Source organism: Rhodococcus sp. ZPP (assembly GCF_017656075.1).
Classification (GTDB): domain Bacteria; phylum Actinomycetota; class Actinomycetes; order Mycobacteriales; family Mycobacteriaceae; genus Rhodococcus_F; species Rhodococcus_F oxybenzonivorans.
In genome coordinates this window covers 2,995,284-3,016,873 of record NZ_CP058638.1, presented here as the reverse complement: position 1 = coordinate 3,016,873, position 21,590 = coordinate 2,995,284, and the positions used below count along the sequence as shown (strand labels likewise).

At 66.9% G+C, this 21,590-nt stretch carries 21 protein-coding genes and 3 pseudogenes; 16 read left to right on the top strand and 8 right to left on the bottom strand.

Annotation, left to right across the window (positions count from 1 at the left end):
• The first annotated feature begins 43 nt into the window (after positions 1–43).
• The 6 genes from HYG77_RS14370 to HYG77_RS14345 all read left to right on the top strand — a co-directional run bounded on the left by HYG77_RS14370 (position 44) and on the right by HYG77_RS14345 (position 6,483).
• The gene (locus HYG77_RS14370) at positions 44–970 is read left to right on the top strand and encodes an ABC transporter permease (RefSeq protein WP_208963013.1); all 927 of its coding nucleotides are present in this window, start codon (positions 44–46) and stop codon (positions 968–970) included.
• 12 nt (positions 971–982) lie between these two features.
• Entirely contained in the window at positions 983–1,993 is a 1,011-nt protein-coding gene (locus HYG77_RS14365; protein WP_208963012.1) for an ABC transporter permease, read from the top strand.
• A complete protein-coding gene (locus tag HYG77_RS14360; protein WP_208963011.1) occupies positions 1,990–3,018 on the top strand; it encodes an ABC transporter ATP-binding protein in 1,029 nt (342 codons plus the stop codon). The genes HYG77_RS14365 and HYG77_RS14360 overlap by 4 nt, the downstream gene beginning before the upstream one ends.
• On the top strand, positions 3,011–4,021 hold the full coding sequence (locus HYG77_RS14355; RefSeq protein WP_208963010.1) for a dipeptide ABC transporter ATP-binding protein: 1,011 nt from the start codon (positions 3,011–3,013) through the stop codon (positions 4,019–4,021). Before HYG77_RS14360 ends, HYG77_RS14355 begins: the two co-directional genes overlap by 8 nt.
• Before the next feature lie 144 nt (positions 4,022–4,165).
• Complete coding sequence (gene gudD, locus HYG77_RS14350) at positions 4,166–5,506, top strand: glucarate dehydratase (RefSeq protein ID WP_208963009.1); 1,341 nt, start codon at positions 4,166–4,168, stop codon at positions 5,504–5,506.
• Positions 5,503–6,483 (top strand): 2-hydroxyacid dehydrogenase, encoded by a 981-nt coding sequence (locus tag HYG77_RS14345; RefSeq protein WP_208963008.1) that lies wholly within the window; start codon positions 5,503–5,505, stop codon positions 6,481–6,483. Before gudD ends, HYG77_RS14345 begins: the two co-directional genes overlap by 4 nt.
• Here HYG77_RS14345 and HYG77_RS39590 read toward each other — a convergent pair.
• Together HYG77_RS39590 and HYG77_RS14335 are read right to left on the bottom strand one after the other, a co-directional pair.
• Positions 6,480–6,737 carry a hypothetical protein gene (locus tag HYG77_RS39590; RefSeq protein ID WP_244461419.1) on the bottom strand — a complete coding sequence of 86 codons (258 nt, stop codon included), beginning with the start codon at positions 6,735–6,737 and terminating at the stop codon, positions 6,480–6,482. The two genes, HYG77_RS14345 and HYG77_RS39590, sit on opposite strands and share 4 nt — an antisense overlap.
• Positions 6,717–6,963: pseudogene (locus HYG77_RS14335) on the bottom strand (transposase); the annotation flags it as partial. The pseudogene HYG77_RS14335 and the gene HYG77_RS39590, both read right to left, overlap by 21 nt.
• A gap of 356 nt (positions 6,964–7,319) precedes the next feature.
• Between HYG77_RS14335 and HYG77_RS14330 the strand changes: the two are divergent.
• From HYG77_RS14330 to HYG77_RS14320, 3 genes and pseudogenes are all read left to right on the top strand, one after another.
• Positions 7,320–7,715, top strand: a complete 396-nt coding sequence (locus HYG77_RS14330) for a low affinity iron permease family protein (RefSeq protein WP_109325841.1) — start codon at positions 7,320–7,322, stop codon at positions 7,713–7,715.
• An 80-nt stretch (positions 7,716–7,795) separates the two neighbouring features.
• On the top strand, positions 7,796–9,349 hold the full coding sequence (locus HYG77_RS14325; RefSeq protein WP_208963007.1) for a succinic semialdehyde dehydrogenase: 1,554 nt from the start codon (positions 7,796–7,798) through the stop codon (positions 9,347–9,349).
• 76 nt (positions 9,350–9,425) lie between these two features.
• A pseudogene (locus HYG77_RS14320) lies at positions 9,426–10,310 on the top strand (alpha/beta fold hydrolase); the annotation flags it as partial.
• 100 nt (positions 10,311–10,410) lie between these two features.
• Here HYG77_RS14320 and HYG77_RS14315 read toward each other — a convergent pair.
• Both HYG77_RS14315 and HYG77_RS14310 read right to left on the bottom strand, forming a co-directional pair.
• The gene (locus HYG77_RS14315; RefSeq protein ID WP_208963006.1) at positions 10,411–11,196 is read right to left on the bottom strand and encodes an enoyl-CoA hydratase; all 786 of its coding nucleotides are present in this window, start codon (positions 11,194–11,196) and stop codon (positions 10,411–10,413) included.
• A complete protein-coding gene (locus HYG77_RS14310) occupies positions 11,193–12,182 on the bottom strand; it encodes an NADPH:quinone oxidoreductase family protein (protein ID WP_208963005.1) in 990 nt (329 codons plus the stop codon). The genes HYG77_RS14315 and HYG77_RS14310 overlap by 4 nt, the downstream gene beginning before the upstream one ends.
• 149 nt (positions 12,183–12,331) lie before the next feature.
• Between HYG77_RS14310 and HYG77_RS14305 the strand changes: the two genes are divergently transcribed.
• The 6 genes from HYG77_RS14305 (at position 12,332) to HYG77_RS14280 (ending at position 18,103) form a co-directional block, all read left to right on the top strand.
• Positions 12,332–13,132, top strand: a complete 801-nt coding sequence (locus tag HYG77_RS14305) for a crotonase/enoyl-CoA hydratase family protein (protein WP_208963004.1) — start codon at positions 12,332–12,334, stop codon at positions 13,130–13,132.
• A gap of 140 nt (positions 13,133–13,272) precedes the next feature.
• Positions 13,273–14,466, top strand: a complete 1,194-nt coding sequence (locus HYG77_RS14300; protein ID WP_208963003.1) for a thiolase family protein — start codon at positions 13,273–13,275, stop codon at positions 14,464–14,466.
• Positions 14,467–14,508: 42 nt separating this feature from the next.
• Entirely contained in the window at positions 14,509–15,270 is a 762-nt protein-coding gene (locus HYG77_RS14295) for a 3-hydroxyacyl-CoA dehydrogenase (protein ID WP_208963002.1), read from the top strand.
• A gap of 11 nt (positions 15,271–15,281) precedes the next feature.
• Positions 15,282–15,923: a TetR/AcrR family transcriptional regulator gene (locus tag HYG77_RS14290; RefSeq protein ID WP_109325851.1), complete on the top strand. Its 642-nt coding sequence runs from the start codon at positions 15,282–15,284 to the stop codon at positions 15,921–15,923.
• Positions 15,924–15,946: 23 nt separating this feature from the next.
• Positions 15,947–16,930 (top strand): nitronate monooxygenase, encoded by a 984-nt coding sequence (locus HYG77_RS14285; RefSeq protein WP_109325858.1) that lies wholly within the window; start codon positions 15,947–15,949, stop codon positions 16,928–16,930.
• A gap of 21 nt (positions 16,931–16,951) precedes the next feature.
• Positions 16,952–18,103 (top strand): acyl-CoA dehydrogenase family protein, encoded by a 1,152-nt coding sequence (locus HYG77_RS14280; RefSeq protein WP_208963001.1) that lies wholly within the window; start codon positions 16,952–16,954, stop codon positions 18,101–18,103.
• 68 nt (positions 18,104–18,171) lie between these two features.
• Here HYG77_RS14280 and HYG77_RS14275 read toward each other — a convergent pair whose 3' ends face one another.
• The 3 genes from HYG77_RS14275 to HYG77_RS14265 are packed head-to-tail and all read right to left on the bottom strand — an operon-like array spanning position 18,172 to position 20,313.
• Positions 18,172–19,131, bottom strand: coding sequence for a nitronate monooxygenase family protein (locus tag HYG77_RS14275; protein ID WP_208963000.1), 960 nt, complete (start codon positions 19,129–19,131; stop codon positions 18,172–18,174).
• Between the two features lie 23 nt (positions 19,132–19,154).
• Positions 19,155–19,559, bottom strand: a complete 405-nt coding sequence (locus HYG77_RS14270; protein ID WP_109325864.1) for a nuclear transport factor 2 family protein — start codon at positions 19,557–19,559, stop codon at positions 19,155–19,157.
• 46 nt (positions 19,560–19,605) lie between these two features.
• Positions 19,606–20,313: an SOS response-associated peptidase gene (locus tag HYG77_RS14265; RefSeq protein WP_208962999.1), complete on the bottom strand. Its 708-nt coding sequence runs from the start codon at positions 20,311–20,313 to the stop codon at positions 19,606–19,608.
• 133 nt (positions 20,314–20,446) lie between these two features.
• On the opposite strand from HYG77_RS14265, the gene HYG77_RS14260 reads away from it, so the two are divergent.
• A complete protein-coding gene (locus HYG77_RS14260; RefSeq protein WP_208962998.1) occupies positions 20,447–20,896 on the top strand; it encodes a DoxX family protein in 450 nt (149 codons plus the stop codon).
• 25 nt (positions 20,897–20,921) lie between these two features.
• Here the strand turns inward: HYG77_RS14260 and HYG77_RS14255 are convergent.
• Positions 20,922–21,523, bottom strand: a pseudogene (locus tag HYG77_RS14255) (alcohol dehydrogenase catalytic domain-containing protein); the annotation flags it as partial.
• Between the last annotated feature and the right edge of the window lie 67 nt (positions 21,524–21,590).

Below are 21,590 nucleotides of genomic sequence, written 5' to 3'. Positions count from 1 at the left end.
AATCCTGATGTCCCGATCGATACCGTCCGAAAGGCGGTGACCCGTGTTCGCATTCCTGCGTCGACGCGTGTACACCAGTCTCCTTCCACTGCTCGTCGTGCTGTTCGGTGTGTTTCTCCTCGCCCGTCTCACCGGTGATCCGACCAACCTGTACCTGCCGGTGTCGGCCACACCCGATCAGCGGGCGGAGTTCGCCGCCGAGAACGGTCTGGACAAGCCGGTCCTGAGCCAGATGCTCGACTACCTCTCCGGGGTCGTCCACCTCGACTTCGGTGAGTCGCTGCGGACGGGCGAATCCGCCGCCGCCATGGCGCTCCGGGCCTTCCCCGCCACCCTCCAGCTCGCGTTCTTCACCATGCTGCTGGCGGTGATCGGTGCGGTCGTGATCGGGTGCTGGGCCGCGTACCGGCCCAACTCGCCGGCCGACCGGGTGTCGAGCCTGCTGTCGATGACCGCCGCCAGCATCCCCGACTTCTGGTTCGCCATCACCGGAGTGTGGATCTTCGCCGTGGTGCTCGGCGTGCTCCCCACATCGGGAACGGGCAGTGCCCTGTCGTGGATCCTGCCGATCGCCACGCTGCTGATCCGACCGCTCGGCGTGCTCACCCAGGTGGTGCGCGGTGCGATGGTGTCCGCGCTCTCCGCACCATACGTACGTCTTGCCCGCAGCAAAGGCGCCGGCGACCTGCGGGTGGTCACCCACCATGCGCTGCGCAATGCGGCGGCACCCGCTCTCACGGTGGCCGGCGACCTCACCGTCGGCCTGGTCAACGGCGCCGTGGTGGTCGAGGCGATCTTCGGATGGCCCGGTATCGGCAAGCTGATGATCGACGCGATTCTGCAGCGCGACTTCGCGGTGTTGCAGGCGGCGGTGCTCGTCACCGCGGTCAGCATCTTCGTGCTCAACATCCTGATCGACGCCGGGTATGCGCTTCTCGACGCGCGTGTCCGCGAGAAGTCCAAGGTCTAGGAGGCCGCCGACATGTCCATCGACAACCCTCCCCGGGTGGACGAGCCCACCGCAGTCCCGTTGCCGAGCGAACCGGCCCCGACCGCACCCGGCAGGCCGGAGAAACCCGCGGCAGGAAAGATGCCGCTGTGGCGGCTGCTGCTGCGTGACCGGATGGCCACGGTGGCTGCGGCGATCCTGGTCATCGTGTTCCTGGTGGCCGTCTTCGGTCCCTGGCTGGTCGGTGACGCGGCCACGGACCAGGATCTGGAGAAATCCACCCTCGCGCCCTTCGACGTGACCAACGGCTGGATGAACATCCTCGGCACCGATCCGCTCGGCCGCAGCATGCTCGCCCGGCTCGTCGTCGCGTGCCGCACGACTCTTCTCGTGGCTCTACCCGCGGTCGCGCTGTCCTGCGTCATCGGCTCGTTGGTCGGCATGTGGGCCGGTTACCACCGCGGATGGCGTGAGACGACGGCGATGCGAGTCGCCGACGTCATCATGAGCTTCCCCTCCCTGCTGATGGCCGTGGTGGTGTTGTACGTCTTCTCACCGAGTGCGGCGAACATCGTTCTGGTGCTGGCCATTACCCGTATTCCTATCTACCTGCGCACGGCCCGCGCCGAGTCGGCCGAACTGCAGAGCCGTTTGTTCGTCGACGCCGCACGCACTTTCGGTGCTCGCAGCGGAGCAATCATCCGGCGGCACGTGTTCCCGATCCTCCTGCCGACTCTCCTCACCGTCGCGACCCTCGACTTCTGCTACGTGATGCTCGCCGAATCGTCACTGAGCTTCCTCGGCATCGGCATTCAGCCACCGGACATCAGCTGGGGCCTCATGGTGTCGCAGGGCCGCACGTACCTGCAGACCGCGTGGTGGCTGTCGTTCTTCCCCGGACTGGCCATCGTGATCACGACGGTATCGGCCACCGTATTGGCGGCGTGGGCGCGCATTGCCACCGACCCGGGCCAGCGCTGGCGCCTGACCGTGCCCCGCTCGCGCCGTTCGCGCCTTCTCCCCACCCGAAAGGTTGTTTCATGAGCGCACCCGCAGCAGCCGTCGAATCTCCCGAGGTCGCAGAGACCGACCGTGTGGCCCTCCAGGTCTCGGATCTGACCGTCGACCTGCGTACCCCCGCAGGGACCGTCCGGGCCGTCGACACGGTGTCGTTCACCGCCCGCCGTGGTGAGACGCTCGCCCTGCTGGGCGAATCCGGGTGTGGCAAATCGATGACCGCCCAGGCACTCGTCGGTCTGCTCGAGCCGATCGCGGACATCACCAGCGGTTCGGTGCGCCTCGGGGAGGTGGACCTCGTCACCGCAAACACCAAGACCCGCCGCGCCCTGGCCGCCACCGAACTCGCCATCGTCTTCCAGGACGCACTGACCGCGCTGAACCCGGTCTATACCGTCGGTAAGCAACTGGCAGAACCGTTTCGGCTTCACCGCGGTATGACGGCGAAACAGGCTCGTCGGGAAGCGATCGCCTTGATGCGCCGGGTGGGCATCCCCGAACCCGACTCCCGCGCCGATTCGTACCCGCACCAGTTCTCCGGGGGCATGCGCCAGCGACTGCTGATCGCCATGGCCGTCGCGCTCAGCCCGTCGGTACTGCTCGCCGACGAGCCGACCACCGCGTTGGACGTCACCGTGCAGGCACAGATCATGTCCCTGCTGCGCGACCTGCGCAGCGAACACGACATGGCGGTCGTCCTCATCACCCACGACCTCGCTCTCGTCGCCGAGGAAGCCGACCGCGTCGCAATCATGTACGCCGGCAACGTGGTCGAGACCGGCCCGGTGTCCGAGGTCTTCGCCCACCCGCGCCACCCGTATACCAAGGGCCTACTCGATTCGGTCCCGGTGCGCGCGGTGCGCGGAGAAGATCTGAAGTCCATCGGCGGCACACCGCCGGACCTGCATTCCATTCCCTCGGGCTGCGTCTACCAGGCCCGGTGCCCGCTGGCCCGCGATCTCTGCCGCACAACCCGGCCACCGCTCGAGAAGGTCCGAGGAGCCGGTCGTCGATCCGCATGTCATTTCCCCGAGGAGGTAACCGGTGTCTGAGTCGATACTCGAGGTGCGGGGGCTGACCAAAACTTTCAAGGTCCCCGCCAACAAGGCAGGCAAGAACCAGCTACGCGCTCTCGACGGCATCCACCTCGACCTGGCTCGCGGTGAGACTCTCGGCCTGGTGGGCGAATCCGGTTGTGGCAAGTCCACTCTGGCCCGCACATTGATGATGCTCGAGCGCCCGGACTCCGGTTCGGTGACGTGGGACGGGGTCGACCCGTTCTCGCTGCGGGGCAAGGATCTACTGGCCCTGCGCCGCCGCGTGCAGATGGTGTTCCAGGATCCGTACGCCTCGCTGAACTCCCGCATGTCGGCGGGCGAGATCATCGCCGAACCGTGGCGAACCCACAAGAATCTGTACAAGTCGGGTCGGGACCGCACCGCACGGGTGCGGGAACTGCTGCAGCTCGTCGGGCTGCGGGCGAGTGACGAGAACCGGTATCCGCAGGAGTTCTCCGGCGGGCAGCGTCAGCGGCTCGGAATCGCACGCGCCCTGGCACTGAACCCGAGCGTCGTCATCTGCGACGAACCGGTGTCGGCACTCGACCTCTCGGTCCAGGCTCAGGTGCTGAACCTGCTGGGCGATCTGCAGAAGCAACTCGGGATCTCGTACGTGTTCATCTCCCACGACCTGTCCGTGGTCCGGCACGTCGCCGATCGGGTGGCGGTGATGTACCTGGGGCGCATCGTGGAGACGGGTGCGACGGACGCCGTCTTCGACCGTCCCGCCCACCCGTACACGGAGGCGCTGATGTCCGCGGCGCCCAAGCTGGACGCCGCCTCGCGGAAACACCGGATCATTCTCGACGGCGAGGTGCCCTCGCCGCTGAACCCGCCGTCCGGCTGCCGGTTCCGCACTCGCTGCGCCCACGCGACCGACATCTGCGCGAGCACGATCCCTCCGAAGGCCGTGGACGCGCGAGAGGCACACCACATCGCCGAATGTCACCATCCCCGCGGTCGTGCGGAACTGGGCATTCCCCTCGCGGTCGGGTGATTTTCGCCGGCCGGGGACGACAGCTGAGGTGATGCACGATGTGCATCGATCGATGCTCAACAAGTGTTGGACACGTATCGATGGCCGCCCATACGATTCTTGTGAGCCGCGTCACCGGCGGTCTCGTGTTTCGAAAGGTAGGGAATGAGAACAGCCGACACCCCGGTCGTCACCGACATGCGTGTGGTCCCGATTGCAGGTCGAGACAGTATGTTGCTGAACCTCTCCGGCGCGCATGCCCCGTACTTCACCCGCAACCTGGTGATCCTCACCGATTCCGACGGCAACGTCGGCGTGGGAGAGGTACCCGGCGGTGAACCGATCCGGCGCACCCTCGAGGACGCCCGCTTGATCGTGACGGGTCGCAGCATCGGCGAGTACAACGCCGTCCTCGCCGACATGCGCCGGACGTTCGCGGATCGCGACGCCGCCGGACGCGGCAATCAGACCTTCGACCTGCGCGTGGCGATTCACGCCGTGACCGCGGTCGAGTCGGCCCTGTTGGATCTCCTCGGCAGGCACCTCGGTGTCCCGGTCGCGGGCCTGCTCGGTGACGGCAAGCAACGGGACCGCGTACAGGCGCTCGGGTACCTCTTCTTCATCGGCGATCGGACGGCGACCGACCTCGACTACCTGTCCGGTGAGGGCGAGTCCGACGAGTGGTTTCGTCTGCGGCACGAGGAAGCCCTGACCCCGGAGGCGATCGTCCACCTCGCCGAGGCGGCCCATGCGCGTTACGGTTTCGAGGATTTCAAGCTGAAGGGTGGGGTGCTCGCCCCGCGCGAAGAGGCGGCGGCGGTGACCGCGCTGGCCGAACGGTTCCCGTCCGCGCGCATCACGCTCGACCCCAACGGCGGCTGGTTGCTGGCGGAGGCGATCGAGACGTGCCGGGGATTGCGTGACGTCCTCGCGTACGCGGAGGATCCGGTGGGTCCCGAGGGCACCTTCTCCGGCCGTGAAGTGATGAGTGAATTCAAGCGGGCAACCGGACTGCCGACGGCCACGAACATGATCGCCACCGATTGGCGGGAGTTGGGCCACACCATCCGCTCAGGAGCCGTCGACATTCCCCTGGCCGACCCGCACTTCTGGACGATGGCGGGTTCGGTTCGGGTGGCGCAACTGTGCGACGCCTGGGGGCTGACATGGGGGTCGCATTCCAACAATCACTTCGACGTCTCCCTCGCCATGTTCACCCATGTGGCAGCGGCCGCGCCCGGTGACATCACCGCCATCGACACGCACTGGATCTGGCAGGACGGGCAGCGGATCACGAAGGTGCCGTTCGCCATCGAGGACGGCTACCTGACCGTGCCGACCACGCCCGGTCTCGGGGTGGAGCTCGACATGGATCGGGTGGAAGCGGCGCACGAACTCTATCTCCGTGAAGGTCTGGGCGCCCGCGACGATTCGGTGGGCATGCAGTTCCTCGTGCCGGACTGGACTTTCGACAGCAAGCGGCCCGCACTGGTACGCGGTCGGTGAAGATTGTCGTCGGCGACCGGAACCTGCTGCCACACAAGGAGCTGTTCGAATCCGGCCTGCCGTCCGGGGCTTTCGTGTCCTGGCATCAGAGGTTCGACGAACCGCTGATTGTCACCGATGTGTCCGACGCCGACGTGTACGTGGGTGGCAGGTTCACCGCCGCGATGGCCGCCGCCGCACCGAAACTCCGTCTGGTGCACGTAGCAGGCGCGGGTACCGACAAGGTCGACTTCGACACCCTTCCCGCTGACACTCTGGTGGCCAACACCTTTCATCACGAAGACTCCATCGCCGAATACATCGTGTCGGCGGCGGTTCTGCTGCGACGCGGACTTCTCGATCAGGATGGTGCGATGCGCGGCGACCGATGGGCCAGCTCCGTTTACGACGACGCGATCCCGCAGCCGGCGTCGATGCACGACGCCCGCATCGGATTCGTCGGGTTCGGTCACATCGGCAGGCGGTCGTGGAACCTGCTTCGGGCATTCGGTTCGTCCGGCAGCGCCGTCACCGGCCGGGGACGTGTCGACGCCGGTGCGGAAGGACTCGTGTGGGCGGGCGACCACTCGTCGCTGCTGCGGCTGATGTTCGAGTCCGACATCGTGGTGGTGTCGGCGCCGCTGAACTCCGCGACCCGCGGGATGATCGGCACCGCGGAATTGGCCGCACTGGGAGCCGGTGGTGTGCTGATCAACGTCGGCCGCGGCCCGCTGATTCGGGAACGGGCGCTCTACGACGCTCTCGCGACGGGCGTCATCGCCTCGGCGGCGGTAGACGTCTGGTACGCCGACCCCGACCCGAACGGTCGAGGTGCCCCGGCCGCGCACCCGTTCCGGGAACTGCGCAACCTTCTCATGACACCGCATTCGTCCGGCGTCACCCGGCACACCTTCGTCGGACGAGTCCGGGATATCACCGACAACATCCGCCGGCTCGACGCCGGGCAGACCGTTCTGCGCACCGTTCACCCCGCCTAGCCTCGGTAGTTACCGCAGGTCTCGGCGATCGTCAGCGCCTTCGCGCGCCACTCGACGGCCGGTCCCTCGGTCGGGACGGTGTCCAGCCGCCTCTTCAGCTGCGGGTGCGCGTCGAGGACGCGCCCGCGACCATTGCCGACCGATCGGTCAAGAGCGTGTCTCTTGTGGGGAGCTTCTTGAAGGAGGGTAAGTGCGGCGGCGAGGTGTAGGAAGCCGGCGAAGTGTTCGCCGTGGCGCTCGTAGCGGATGGTCATGCGCCGGTAGCCGGTGAGCCAGGCGCATGGTGCGTTCGATCTTCCATCGGTACCGGCCGAGGCGATCGTTTCGCTCGATGCCGCGGCGGGCGATCCGCGGGATGATGCCTCGTTCGCGCAGCCACCGTCGGTGAATGTCGTAGTCGTAGCCCTTGTCGGCGCGAAGCTTTCCCGGCTTGCATCGGCGCGGTCCGCGCCGAGACTTCACGCCCGGAATCGCTGCCACCAATGAAAGGGCGACGCCGGCGGTCGAGGTTCTCATTCACACGCGACGCCGTTGTCGTCGCGATCGAGCTCCGATCGATCGATAACCGGGGACATAGAGCGGCGCTGCATCAGCGGCACGCGCATCCGCGCACTTCGAGTAGTACGCACTGGTGCCGCAGCCTCCGGACCCCGCACTCCACGATGTAACCGGGCGCGGCACTCGGCGGAACGGGGTCGCGGCGGTGACCGCGCCGAGCGCGGCCCGGATGGCGCTCCACCGCGACGGCTGCTGAGTCGTCTCCCTAGACGCCGTCATCGAGGCGGCTCGGGTGAAACGGGCATATCGGGAGTGGCAGCTGAGCCTAGACTCCGAAGATGGTGCGCAACGCGAAGGCCGCACGTCAGCAGCCCACCGATCAGCGTTCGGCGTTCGACAGGTTCGTGGAGCAGATCGAAGTCCGGGTCAGCCAGGCGCCGTTCTTCGGGGTCTGCGCCGGAGTGGTCGCGCTGTGGGTCGTCAGCATTCCGCTCTGGAAGGACCTTCACGAGTGGCAGATCGCCATCCACACCGTCGGCGCCGTCTTCACGTTGCTCCTCGTGGTCCTGCTCGAGAATGCCAGCCGCCGCGCCACGGAGGCTCTGCAGGAGAAGCTGAACGTCATCGCCGAGGCGCTCGCCGCCCTGCTCGATTCCTCCGCCCAGGACAACCCCGAGCTGAAGAAGGTGGAGGAGAAGTTGCGGGAGGCTGTCGGGCTCGAAGACCGGCACTAGCCATCCGCCCCTGTGACTTGGCACACCAAGCAGGTAGGTTATGTGTAACCGCAAAAACTACTAACCAGTAGGGGTACGAAATGCCTGTTCCGTCCGCCGCCACATTCGCGCGGCTCGCTGATCTCATCGCCATCCCGGATGCGGCGGATCGTCCGACGCGTTCCGTCGTCGAGGCATTCACGGGTAAGGAACTGGCGACCGTCCCGATCGGTACCGCCCAGGATGCCGTGGACGCCATCGCTCGTGCCCGGGTTGCGCAGAAGGACTGGGCACAGCGGCCGGTCACCGAACGGGCCGCCATCTTCCACCGGTACCGGGAACTGGTGCTCGAGCACCGCGACGCTTTGATGGACATGGCGCAGGCAGAGACCGGGAAGTCCCGTACTGCCGCCCAGGAGGAGATCCTCGACATCTCGATGACGGCCCGCCATTACGCGCGCGTCGCACCGAAGCTGCTCCGCCCCCGCCGCGTCTCCGGGATGCTGCCGGTGCTCACCAAGACCGTGGTGCGGTACCAGCCCAAGGGCGTCGTCGGCGTCATCTCTCCCTGGAACTACCCGATGACCCTCGCGGTGTCCGACGCCGTCGCGGCCCTCCTCGCCGGCAATGCGGTGGTGCTCAAGCCGGACAGTCAGACGCCGTACTGCGCGCTGGCCTGCGTCGACCTGCTCTACAAGGCGGGACTTCCGCGTGACCTGTTCGCCGTGGTCCCCGGGCCGGGATCGGTCGTCGGCACGGCGCTCGTCGAGAACACCGAGTACGTGATGTTCACGGGGTCCTCGCAGACCGGGCAGCTTCTCGCCGAGCAGGCCGGTCGCCGGCTCATCGGTTTCTCCGCCGAACTCGGGGGCAAGAACCCGATGATCGTCACGGCCGGTGCCAACCTCCGCGAGGTCACCGATGCCGCCGTGCGCGCCTGCTACTCGAACTCCGGTCAGCTGTGCATCTCGATCGAGCGCATCTACGTGGAAGAATCCATCGCCCCCGAGTTCACCCGCATGTTCGGTGAGCGGGTGCGCAACATGTCACTGGGCGCCGGCTACGACTTCGGCATCGAAATGGGCAGCCTGGTGTCGGAGGCGCAGGTGAAGGCGGTGTCCAGCCACGTCGACGACGCCGTGGTCAAGGGTGCCACCGTGGTGGCCGGCGGCAAGGCGCGCCCCGATCTCGGACCGCTGTTCTACGAGCCGACCGTCCTCACCGGAGTTCCCGAGGACGCCGAGTGCTACCGGGAGGAAACGTTCGGACCGCTGGTGTCGGTGTACCCGGTGGCGAACGTCGACGAGGCGATCGAACGTGCCAACGACACCGAATACGGGCTCAACGCCAGCGTGTGGGCGGGAACCAAGGCGGAGGGGGAGGCCATCGCGGCGCGCATCCACGCCGGAACGGTGAACGTCGACGAGGGCTATGCCCCGGCCTGGGGCAGCACCGGCGCGCCGATGGGTGGGATGGGAGTGTCCGGGGTCGGTCGCCGCCACGGTGCGGACGGGCTCCTCAAGTACACCGAACCTCAGACCATCGCCACCACCCGCATTCTCAATCTCGGCGGACCACGCGGATTGCCGCCCAAGGTGTGGGCCAAGATCATGCCGCCGTTCGTGAAGGCGCTGCAGTACGTGCCGGGACGCTGACTTTCACCCCGGGGTGGTCGTTTACCCACCCTGGGGCGCCTGTCGCCGGTGAATTCCCGGGTGGAGGCTGTGGGTGATGGTTACACCCGCGGAGGCGCCCCTCATGAATTCTCGGCCGACACCAGCCGAACACCCCTGCCCTGGCATCCGGCGTGAGAACGTGGAGTTCTCCTCCGGCGGACAGCGCTGCGCCGCCTGGCTGTATCGCCCCCCATCGCCCACCTCGGCGGCGCTTCCGTGTGTCGTGCTGGCGCACGGCTGGAGCGGCGTGCGTGAACAACGACTCGACGCCTACGCCGAGCGGTTCGCGACCGCGGGATTCGCGGTACTGGTGTTCGACTACCGCTACTTCGGTGCGAGCGAAGGGGAACCCCGGCAACTCCTCGACCTCGACAGTCAGCTCGTCGACTGGGCCAGCGCTCTCGACTATGTGCGCAGTCGTCCCGAGATCGACCCCGACCGCATCGCGATCTGGGGCACTTCGCTGGCCGGCGGTCTCGTCCTGACGACGGCCGCGCGGGATCACCGGGTGGCGGCCGTGGTGTCGCAGGTGCCGTACGTCGACGGGCTGACGAACCTTCGCAGGCTCGGCATCGCGGGGTTGGCCCGCATGTCGGTGGCCTACCTGCGGGATCGGCTCGCGCAGTTACGACGTCGGCCGCCGCACATGTTCCCCGTCGTCGGGCCGCCGGGGTCGTTCGCGGCCATCACCACCCCCGATGCGGAGGCGGGATATCGCGCCATGGACCCGCCCGGTTCGACGTGGCGCAACGAAACTCCCGGACGCGTCGCGTTGCAGGCGGCGCTCTACCGGCCGACGAGGGCGGTCGCGCAGATCGGTTGTCCGGTCTTCTTCGCCATCGCCGACAACGACGTTGTCACCTTCACGCGTAGCGCTCGGAAGGCCGCGGCCAAGACCCCGGATGCCGAGGTACGCGAGTACCCGGGCGGTCACTTCGACGTCTACTTCGGTGATCTCTTCGAGAAGGTGGTGGCCGACCAGATCGAATTCCTGATCCGCACTGTGGGCGAGGGCCGGCCGCCGACCGTCTCGGAGCTCCTCAGACCCGGCCGAACACTGCCGGCCGCTTCTCCTGGAATGCCGCAACGCCTTCCGCGAAGTCGGGCGCGGCGAGCAGCACTTCCTGTCCCGTGCGCTCGCGGGCACAGGCGCTGTCGAGTTCGGTCAGCGTGGCATCGTTGACGGCGTCTTTGGTGAGGTGGAAGGCCTGCGGCGGTCCGTCGGCGAGACGTCGGGTCAGGGCATTTACCGAGTCGGCGAACTCGTCGTCGGAATAGACGTCCGAGATCAAACCGGCGTCGAGGGCGTCCCTTGCCGGAAGACGTTCGGCCAGTAGGGCCATCCTCATGGCGCGGGCTCGGCCGATCGATGCGGCGACGAGGGCGGTGGCGCCTCCGTCCGGCATCAGACCCACCTTCGTGAACGCCAGTAGGAAGTAGCTCGATTCGGTAGCGACAACGAGGTCGCAGGCCAGCGCGAGGGAGACCCCGACACCGGCTGCGGGACCGTTGACGGCGCCGATCACGGGACAGGGGAACGCCCGGACCGCGGCGACGACGCGATTGGCGGCGTCGATCGTGGCGGTGGACGGCGGGCCCGACACGTCGGGACTCGTTACCAGGTCGGCGCCCGTGCAGAACGCCCGGCCGGCCCCGGTGAGTACGGCGACCCGCACCTCGGCGTCACCCGAAAACTTGTCCAACGCGTCCGCAACGGCGTCGAGTATTTCGGTGGTGACGGCATTCATGCGGGAGGGCCGGTCGAGCGTGATGCGGAGGACGCCGTTGTCGACGGTCGTGTCCACACCGGGTAGGTCGGAAGTCATGAGGGTCCTTGGGTGTCGTGGGGGAGGAGGGACAGCGCGATTTTTCCTGCGGCCGATCGGGTTTCGAGGGCGCGCAGGGCGTCGGCAGCGTGTTCGAACGCATAGATGGTGGGTTCGGTGATCTGCAGTGCACCGGATTCGAGCAGCGGTTCCAGGGCGGCCCACTGCCGCTTCGTGTAGCCGGGATCGGTGCGCACGTACTCGGCCCACCCGGCTCCGAGGACCGAGATATTTCGGAGAAGAAGGCGATTGACCTTGACCGTGGGGATCTCGCCGCCGGTGAAACCGAGGACCACGAGTCGCCCGTTGGGTGCGAGGCTGCGCAGACTGTCGGTGAACCGGTCGCCGCCCACCGGGTCGAGGATGATGTCGACTCCGCGGCCGCCGGTGATCTCCCGGGCACGGTCTTTCCACCCGTCGAGGAGGACGACGTGGTCGGCGCGGTGGGCCTTCGCGATGCCGGCCTTCTCCTCGGTGCTGACCACGGCGATCGTCTCGAGTCCCAGAGCGGCCGCCACCTGGAGTGCGGCCACCCCGACACCCCCGGCGGCGCCATGGACCAGAACCGTTTCGCCGGCGCGGAACCGCGCGCGCTCGTCCAGGGCGAAGTGCACGGTGAGGTAGTTCAGGAGAAAACCGGCGCCGGCTTCGAGCGACACCGAGTCGGGCAACGGAAACACGGAGTGGGGTTCCACGGCCACGGTCTGCTGCCACGCGCCACCGGAGGCGAGTACCGCCACCCGCTGTGCGGCGCGAAAACCGCTGTCCTCCGGAGCTTCTCGTACCACTCCGGCGCCCTCGACACCGAGCACGCACGGAAGGTCGCGCACCACCTGGTAGCTGCCCGTGGTCTGCAAAAGGTCGGGAAAGGCTACCCCGGCGGCGTGCATATCGACGACGACGAGACCGGATCCGTCGGGTTCGTCGATCTCGGCGAGCCGGACACCGCTCGGTCCGGATTGAACAGTCAGTTGTTGGGCATACACGTGGCGATCTCCTCCGTCGGTCCCTGGACTATCCATACCAGACGCAACTTAACGTGCGCTAGGTAAAGCTGGCCATTGACCGTGCCCCGTCGCCATGGTACTAACTTTAACGAGCGATCAGTAATCATGCGTGAGTCGAAGGGTGTGACGTGCCGGAAATGACGGAGACGACGGAGGCAGCCGCATTGTGGGAGCGGCGCGGAGGCATCGGCATCATCACGCTGAACCGCCCCAAGGCGCTCAACGCGGTGAACGGCGCATTGTCGACCGCGGTGGGCAATCTGCTCGAGCAGGCCGAGAACGACCCCGAGGTGCGGGTCGTCGTGATCACCGGGTCGGGTCGCGCGTTCTGCGCTGGCGCGGACCTGAAGGAACTTTCCGTCGGTAAGGCCATCTCCGCTGACGGGCATCCGGAGTGGGGTTTCGCCGGATACGCGCAGCACTGGATCAGCAAGCCGACCATCGCCGCGGTCAACGGGTTCGCCCTGGGCGGCGGCACCGAACTGGTGCTGGCCAGTGACCTCGCGGTCATCGATGAAGGGGCGGCCCTCGGGTTGCCTGAGGTCAAGCGAGGATTGTTCGCGGCGGCGGGCGGGGTGATCCGTCTGCAGCAGCAGATTCCGAAGAAGGTCGCGCTGGAGATCGCGCTCACCGGCGAGCCGATCACCGCGGCGCAGGGCAAGGAATTGGGCCTGGTCAACCGGGTCGCCCCGGCCGGTACCGCCCTCGACGTCGCGCTCGAACTCGCCGAGCAGATCGCCGCGAACGCGCCGCTGTCTGTGCGCGAATCGAAGGCGATGATCCACCGCACCGCCACCGAAGACGACTGGGGCGACCGGGTATGGGAGGCGAACAATGCCGCCATTGCCACCGTCTTCTCCAGCGCGGACGCCAAGGAAGGGCCCACCGCGTTCGCCGAGAAACGCCTGCCGGTGTGGCAGGGCCGCTGAATGTGCCCTTCGCGCCTGTGAGTACTTCTTAACCGCGGGCGGTTAACAAGTACTCACGGCACCAGAACTCGGCCCGGTGTTCTGTCGACCCCGGACACCGGGCCGCCACCACTTTTTCTCCTCCTCGAAAGGGAACTCTCATGACCAACGCTGTCATCGTGGACGTCGTCCGCCTCGCCTCCGGTAAGGGCAAGCCGGGCGGCGCCCTGTCCGGCACCCACCCGGTCGAACTCCTCGCGCACGTCCTACGCAGCCTCGTCGAGCGCAACGGCATCGACCCCGCGCAGGTCGACGACGTCATCGGCGGCTGCGTCGGACAGGCCGGCGAGCAGGCCCTCAACATCTCCCGCACCGCGGTGCTGTCGGCCGGCTTCCCCGATTCGGTCCCGGCCACCACCGTCGACCGCCAGTGTGGCTCGAGCCAGCAGGCGGCGCACTTCGCTGCGCAGGGCGTCATCGCCGGCGCCTACGACATCGTGATCGCCGCGGGTGTCGAGTCGATGTCCCGCGTGCCGATGGGCACGACGACCCTCGGTCAGGACGCGTCCGGCCCGGGCATCGCGGCCCGCTACCCCGAGGGCCTGGTCAACCAGGGCATCTCTGCCGAACTGATCGCCGCCAAGTGGAAGTTCGACCGCGACGCCCTCGACGCCTACTCGGCCGAGTCGCATCGCCGCGCCGCCGAGGCCGCCGCGAAGGGGTTGTTCGACAAGGAGATCCTGCCGATCGAGGTGACCAACGCGGCCGGTGAGACGGTGACGCACCTCGTCGACGAGACCGTGCGCGCCTCGACCACGGCGGAGGGGCTGTCCGGGCTGAAGTCGTCCTTCTACTCCGAGAAGTACGCGGCCCGGTTCCCCGAGGCGCAGTGGCACATCACCCCGGGTAACTCGTCCCCGCTGACCGACGGTGCGTCCGGTGCACTGATCATGAGTGAGGAGATGGCCGCCAAGCTGGGCCTGACTCCGCGGGCGCGGTTCCGCTCGTTCTCCGTTGCGGGCGACGACCCGGTGTTCATGCTCACCGCCCCGATCCCGGCGACGAAGAAGATCCTCGCGAAGTCGGGGCTGAGCATCGACGACATCGACGCCTACGAGGTCAACGAGGCCTTCGCGCCGGTGCCGCTGGCGTGGGCGCACGAGTTCGGTGCCGACCCGGCCAAGCTGAACCCGCGCGGCGGTGCGATCGCCCTCGGTCACGCGCTCGGCTCCTCGGGCACCCGCCTGCTCGGCACGCTGGTCAACCAGCTCGAGGCCACCGGCGGACGCTACGGCCTGCAGACGATGTGCGAGGGCGCGGGCATGGCCAACGCCACCATCATCGAACGCATCTGATCACCGTCTTCTGACCACCTCTGCATTTTCGAAAGGCACAACATGATCGTCAACGACAGCGTTGCTCTCGTCACCGGCGGCGCCTCCGGCCTCGGACTCGCTACCACCAAGGCCCTGCTCGCCGACGGCGCCAGCGTCGTCATCGTCGACCTGCCCTCATCCAACGGTGAGACCGTCGCCAAGGAACTCGGCGACCGCGTCCGCTTCGCCGCGGGCGATGTCACCAGCGAGGCCGACGTGTCCGCCGCCCTCGACGTCGCGGAGTCCCTCGGCCCGCTGCGGGTAGCCGTCAACTGCGCCGGAATCGGCAACGCCATCAAGACCGTCGGCAAGAACGGCGCGTTCCCGCTGGCCGATTTCACCAAGATCGTCACCGTCAACCTGATCGGCACGTTCAACGTGACCCGTCTTGCTGCCGAGCGGATCGCGAAGACGGAGCCGATCGACGGCGAGCGCGGCGTCATCATCAACACCGCCTCCGTCGCCGCCTACGACGGCCAGATCGGTCAGGCCGCGTACTCCGCCTCGAAGGGTGGCGTCGTCGGCATGACCCTGCCGATCGCCCGCGACCTCGCCTCGCTGCTGATCCGCGTCAACACCATCGCACCGGGCCTATTCAAGACCCCGCTGCTCGGTTCCCTCCCCGAGGCCGCGCAGCAGTCCCTCGGACAGCAGGTGCCGCACCCGTCGCGTCTGGGCGACCCGTCCGAGTACGGCGCTCTGGCCGCGCACATCGTGTCCAACCCCATGCTCAACGGTGAGACCATCCGTCTCGACGGCGCCATCCGCATGGCACCGCGCTGATCGGCAACCCTGTGACACTGCGCGAGGACGGGATGATCACCACGGAGCCGATGTTCGCCGACTGGCGGACCTTCGAGGCCCTGCCGCTGACGCCCATCCTCGAGCAGGCACTGGAGTTGTTCAACGAGAACGGTTACCACGGCACGACGGTGCGGCAAATTGCCCGTCGTGTCGGGGTGACCGTCCCCGCCCTGTACTACCACCACGAGAGCAAGGAAGCCGTTCTCGTGGCACTGTTCGAACTGCAGATGCGCGAACTCAACGACCGCGCCGAGGCAGCCGCCCGCGAGGCCGGCGACCACGTGGTCGCGCAATTCTCCAACGTCGTCGAGGCGATCGTCCTGTACATGACGAACCGTGGGCGGCACGTCTGCCTCGACACCGAGCTGCGCCACGTCTCCGTGGACAGCCGGAGTCGGTACGCGGCCACGCGAAAACGACTCGAGCTCATGGTGATCGACCTGGTGTCCGAGGGTGTTGCCGTGGGTGCGTTCTCCGCCACCAACGTCGCCGAGACCGTGCGCGCTCTCCTCGGGATGCTCCAGTCCATTCCACGGTGGTACCAGCTCGGTGGGGCACTGACCCCCGAGCAGGTCGCCGAGCGTTACGTCGACATCGCTCTCCACACCGTCGGCTACCGACCCGCCCACTGACCGTTTCCCAGAGGAGCCGTCCCATGCTTTCCACAGCGTTTACCGAGACCTTCGGCGTCCGCCATCCGATCGTTCAAGGCGGCATGCAGTGGGTCGGTCGCGCCGAACTCGTCGCCGCCGTCGCCAACGCCGGTGCGCTGGGCCTGCTCACCGCGCTGACCCAGCCCACTCCGGAGGACCTCGCCAAGGAGATCGCCCGCACCCGCGAGCTCACCGACCAGCCCTTCGGTGTGAACCTGACGATTCTGCCGGCGATCACGCCGCCGCCGTACGAGGAGTACCGGCAGGTCATCATCGAATCCGGAATCAAGATCGTCGAGACGGCCGGCTCCAACCCTGCCCCCCATCTACCCGACTTCCACGCCGCGGGCGTGAAGGTGCTGCACAAGTGCACCAGCGTGCGGCACGCGATCAAGGCCCAGGACACCGGTGTCGACGGCATCAGCATCGACGGCTTCGAATGTGCCGGCCACCCCGGTGAGGACGACATCCCCGGGCTGGTGCTCATCGCGGCCGCCGCGGAACAAATCACCATCCCGATGGTCGCGTCGGGCGGGTTCGCGGATGGCCGTGGATTGGTCGCGGCACTCGCCCTCGGCGCCGACGGAATCAACATGGGTACCCGCTTCATGTGCACCGCCGAATCCCCGATTCACCAGAACATCAAGGAGGCGATCGTCGCGGGTAAGGAGACCGACACCGAGTTGATCTTCCGGCCGCTGCGTAACACGGCGCGTGTCGCGAGCAATACCGTGAGCCGTGAGGTCGTGGAGATCCTCGATCGGGGCGGCAAGTTCGAGGACGTCCGTGAGCTGGTCGCCGGTGCCCGCGGCCGCACGGTGTTCGAGAACGGCGACACCGACGCGGGTATATGGACCGTCGGCACCGTCCAGGGCATCATCCACGACATCCCTACTGCCGGTGAACTCGTCGAACGCATCGTCCGCGAGGCGGAGGCGCTGATCGCGGAACGTCTCGCGGGCCTGTCGGTTTCCGTCGGTGTGTGACCGAATCCTAGGAGAGAGACCATGCAGCGCACTATCTTCGAGAAGGATCACGAGGCGTACCGGGAGACCGTGCGCGAGTTCCTCGCCCGGGAGATCGAGCCCAACTACGAACGGTGGGAGTCCGACAAGCTGATCGACCGGTCGGCGTGGCTCGCCGCGGGCAAGTCCGGGCTCGTCGGACTCGGTGCGCCGGAGGAGTTCGGCGGCTCCGGCGTCAGCGACTACCGTTTTCGGTACGTCGTCGCCGAGGAAATCGCCCGCACCGCGACGACGTCATTCGGTTCGGGCCTGAGCGTGCACGACGACATCGTCATCCCGTACATCGTGAACCTCGGCACCGTCGAGCAGAAGCAGCGGTGGCTGCCCGGCATGGCCGCGGGGGAGCTGATCGGCGCGATCGCGATGACCGAGCCAGGCGCCGGCAGCGACCTGCAGGGCGTGAAGACCACCGCAGTGCGGGACGGTGACGAGTGGGTGATCAACGGCCAGAAGACGTTCATCACCAACGGTATCCACTCCGATCTCGTCATCGTCGTCGCCCGCACCGACCCGAACGCCGGTTCCAAGGGGTTCTCGCTCTTCGTCGTCGAGCGGGGCATGCCCGGCTTCGGTCGTGGTCGCAAGCTGCACAAGGTCGGACTGGCCGGTCAGGACACGGCGGAGCTCGTGTTCGAGGACGTGCGGGTGCCCACGACCAATCTGCTCGGCACCGAGGGGCGCGGTTTCGTCCATCTCATGGAAAACCTGCCACTCGAACGTATTTCGATCGCGGTCAACGCAATCGCCGCGGCGAAGGCGGCTTACCAGTGGACCAGGGACTACGTGTTCGAGCGCAAGGCGTTCGGCAAGCCGATCGGCGATCTGCAGAACACCCGGTTCGCGCTGGCGGAGATGCTCACCGAGATCGAGGTGACCGAATCGCACATCGACCGCTGCGTACTCGCCTTGAACGCAGGTGAACTCACCGCCGTCGACGCGTCGAAGGGCAAGTGGTGGGCCAGTGAACTACAGAAGCGAGTGGTCGACCGCTGCGTCCAACTGCACGGCGGCTACGGCTACATGATGGAGTACCCCATCGGCCGCGCGTACGTCGACAGCCGTATCCAGACGATCTACGGCGGAACCACCGAGATCATGAAGGAAATCATCGGGCGCGATATCGCGTCACAGTAGGCGGCTCCGCCGCCTGTGAGTGGTTAACGAGTCTCTGGACTCCTTAACCACTCACAGGCGCGAAGCGCCTAGAGCAGGCGGGACTTCGCGTCGGCGTACTCGCGCATGAGCCGCTCGACAACCTCGGCCGCCGGGACGACTGCGTCGACGGCACCGATTCCCTGACCGGCACCCCAGATGTCGCGCCACGCCTTGGACTCCGACTTTTCGTTGGTACCGAAATCCATTGCGCTCGCCTCAGACACCGGGAGGGTTGCGGGATCATATCCGGCCGCTTCGATGCTGCCGCGGAGGTAGTTGCCGTGCACGCCGGTGAAGAGGTTGGAGTAGATGATGTCCGAGGCGGTGGAGTCGACGATCATCTGCTTGTAGGCGGCGTCGGCGTTGGCCTCTTCGGTGGCGATGAAGGCGGACCCGATGTAGGCGAGGTCGGCGCCGGCGGCCTGCGCGGCGAGTACCGAACGTCCGTGGGCGATCGAACCGGACAGCAACACGGGGCCGTCGAACCATTCGCGGATTTCCTGCAGCAACGCGAACGGTGACTGAGTGCCTGCGTGTCCGCCCGCACCCGCGGCGACGGCGATCAGGCCGTCGGCACCCTTCTCGACGGCCTTCTTGGCGAACCTGTTGTTGATGACGTCGTGCAGGACGATGCCGCCGTAGGAATGGACGGCGTCGTTGACGTCGGTGCGGGCGCCGAGGGAGGTGATGACGATCGGGACCTCGAACTCGACGACGGTGGCGAGGTCCTCGTCGAGCCGGTCATTGCTCTTGTGGACGATCAGGTTCACCGCGTAAGGGGCGGACGGCGACTCCGGGTTGTTGGCGTCGTGCTTAGCGAGCTCTTCGGTGATGCGGGTGAGCCACTCCCGCAGTACCGGCTGCGGCCGCGCGTTGAGGGACGGGAACGAGCCCACCACGCCCGAGGTGCACTGGGCGATCACCAGGTCGGGACCGGACACGATGAACATCGGCGAGGCCACGACGGGCAGGCGCAACCGGTCTCGGAGAATGGGGGACAGGCTCATGAAAGCTCCTTGCTGTGGGGGTTCTACGACTGGGAGAGCTGGGCGGCCATCAGCGGAATGAGCGCTTGCAGACCTTTCACCGGGCGGACCATCACTGTGAACGACGTGATCTGGTCGTTGTCATTCCAGTGCACTATGTCGACGCCGTGCACATGGACGCCGTCGAGTTCGGTGGCGAATTCGAGGACGGCGGAGCGGTCGCCGTACCACTCCTCGCGGTAGTGGAAGCCGGTGCCGGTGAACACCGTGAGTGCCGCGCGCAGGTACGCGAGGACCTTGGCTTTTCCTTCTTGCGGTGTGAACACGGCGGGGGAGGAGAACACCGCGTCTTCCGCGATCAGGGCGTCGAGGGCGCCCAAGTCGTGGTTGTCGACCACCTGGTGCCAGCGGGTGACGACGCGCGGGGCTACTGGGAGTGCGGCGTTCATCCGGCCAGCATGACACGCCAACTGAACGAGCGCTAGAACGGATCCGTCACACGGGCTCGAGCAGTTCGGGTCCGTTGTTGCGCGGGGAGTTGACGGCGGTACTTACCTCGTATGGCTCGAGACGGGGCTCGGGAATCGACGCGATCAGTGCATCGACCTGTTCGCGCTCGGTCAGGGTGGGGTCGAGCCAGCGTTCCTGGAAGCTAGGTGGCAGGACCACCGGTGAACGGTCGTGAATGTGGCCGAGGACGTCGGTGGCCTGGGTGGTGAGCACCGTGGTGGTCCAGAGCCACCTGTTCGGGTCGTCCTCCGGAAGGGAGGGGTCGGGCCACAGTTCGTAGAGGCCGGCCATCGCCAGCACCCCGTCGCCGTGCAGGAAGTACGGGATCTTGGTGCCGTCGTCTCGCTTCAACCACTCGTAGTAACCGTCGGCGGGAATGATGCAGCGCCGTCGGGCGGCGGCCTTCCGAAATGCGGGCTTCTCCGTGATCGACTCGGATCTGGCATTGATGAGTTTGTTGCCGATCTTCACGTCCTTCGCCCACGGCGGCACCAGCCCCCACTTCGCAGTCCGGAGCTGACGGACGGGGTCGGCGTCGGGTTCGGCACGCGGCGGGCGTTCCAGCACGACCCGGACCTGCTGGGTGGGAGCGACGTTGTAGGACGGACCCAGCTCCTCACCGACGATCTCGGCGACCTCGAAGATGGACCGCAGTTCCTTGTCCGTGGTGGTGCTGGCGTACCGTCCGCACACTTTTCGGTCTCCTCGCTCGGGTTCTCGCCCCGGTCCGCGAGCCGCGATGAGTTTTCCTCGGCCCGGCAGTCTGTCTTTTCGAGGGAACGGAACACGCTCCCCACCCCGTCACCTTCTACCTTCGGAGATCGCCATGACCTCGACACCACATTCCACCGCAAAGACCGCCGGACCGCTCGGTTCTGCCGAGAACGCGGCACCGGTCGGGCGTAAGGCGAGGATCGCCGGGCTGATCATCACCGGTCTGGTCACCGCTTTTCTGCTTTTCGACGCGATCATCCACATCGCGAACATTCAGTCCGTTCGCGACGCGATGGCCGAACTCGGTTTCGACGAGAACATTGCCGTCGTGATCGGAATCGTGATGTTGGTCTGCCTCGTGCTGTACCTGGTTCCGGCGACGAGCATTCTCGGTGCCGTCCTCCTGACCGGATACCTCGGCGGCGCGGTGGCGACCAACATGCTCACCGAGCAACCGCTGTTCAGCACCATTCTGTTCCCCGTCTACGTCGGCATCTTCGTGTGGGGCGGGCTGTGGCTGCGCGACGCCGGGGTCCGCACGATCATGCCGATCCGGCGTTGAGGGGTCGGATGCGCCGGAATTTCTGCGAGACGTGTTGAAGGAAGTTGCCGTCGGCCTCGGCGCCGACGGCGTCGATGGCCACATCACTCGCCCGGCACCCATGAGCCAGGACGACTTGGCCGCGTACAGCCCGACCGGCCCCGCTCCGAACACCACGACGGTGTCGCCTTCGACGATGTCGCCGAGTTGTGCACCGAAGTAGCCGGTGGCGAGGGCGTCGGTGAGGAGTAGCGCGTCCTCGTCGTCCATCCATTCGGGGATTTTGGCGGGGCCCACGTCGGCGAACGGCACGCACCCGAACTCCGCTTGTCCACCGTCGTAGCCACCGCACGTGTGGGAGTACCCGTAGATGCCGCCCACAGCGGTGGCGTTCGGGGTCACGTTGTGACAGTTCGAGTAGAGGCCGCGTGCGCAGAAGTAACACGAACCGCAGTACACGTTGAACGGGACCATCACCCGGTCGCCGCGCTGCACGTTCTGTACCGACGGGCCGACCTCCTCGACGACGCCGATGAACTCGTGGCCGAACGTCATGCCGACCCGGGTGTCGGGCATCATGCCGTGGTACAGATGCGGGTCCGATCCGCAGATCGCCGCCAATGCCACCCGCACGATCGCGTCGTTGGGGCAAGTACCGCGTCGGCCCGAACAAAACACGTGGCGCGGCGGGGCGGCCCAGCGTTCATGGTGGGTG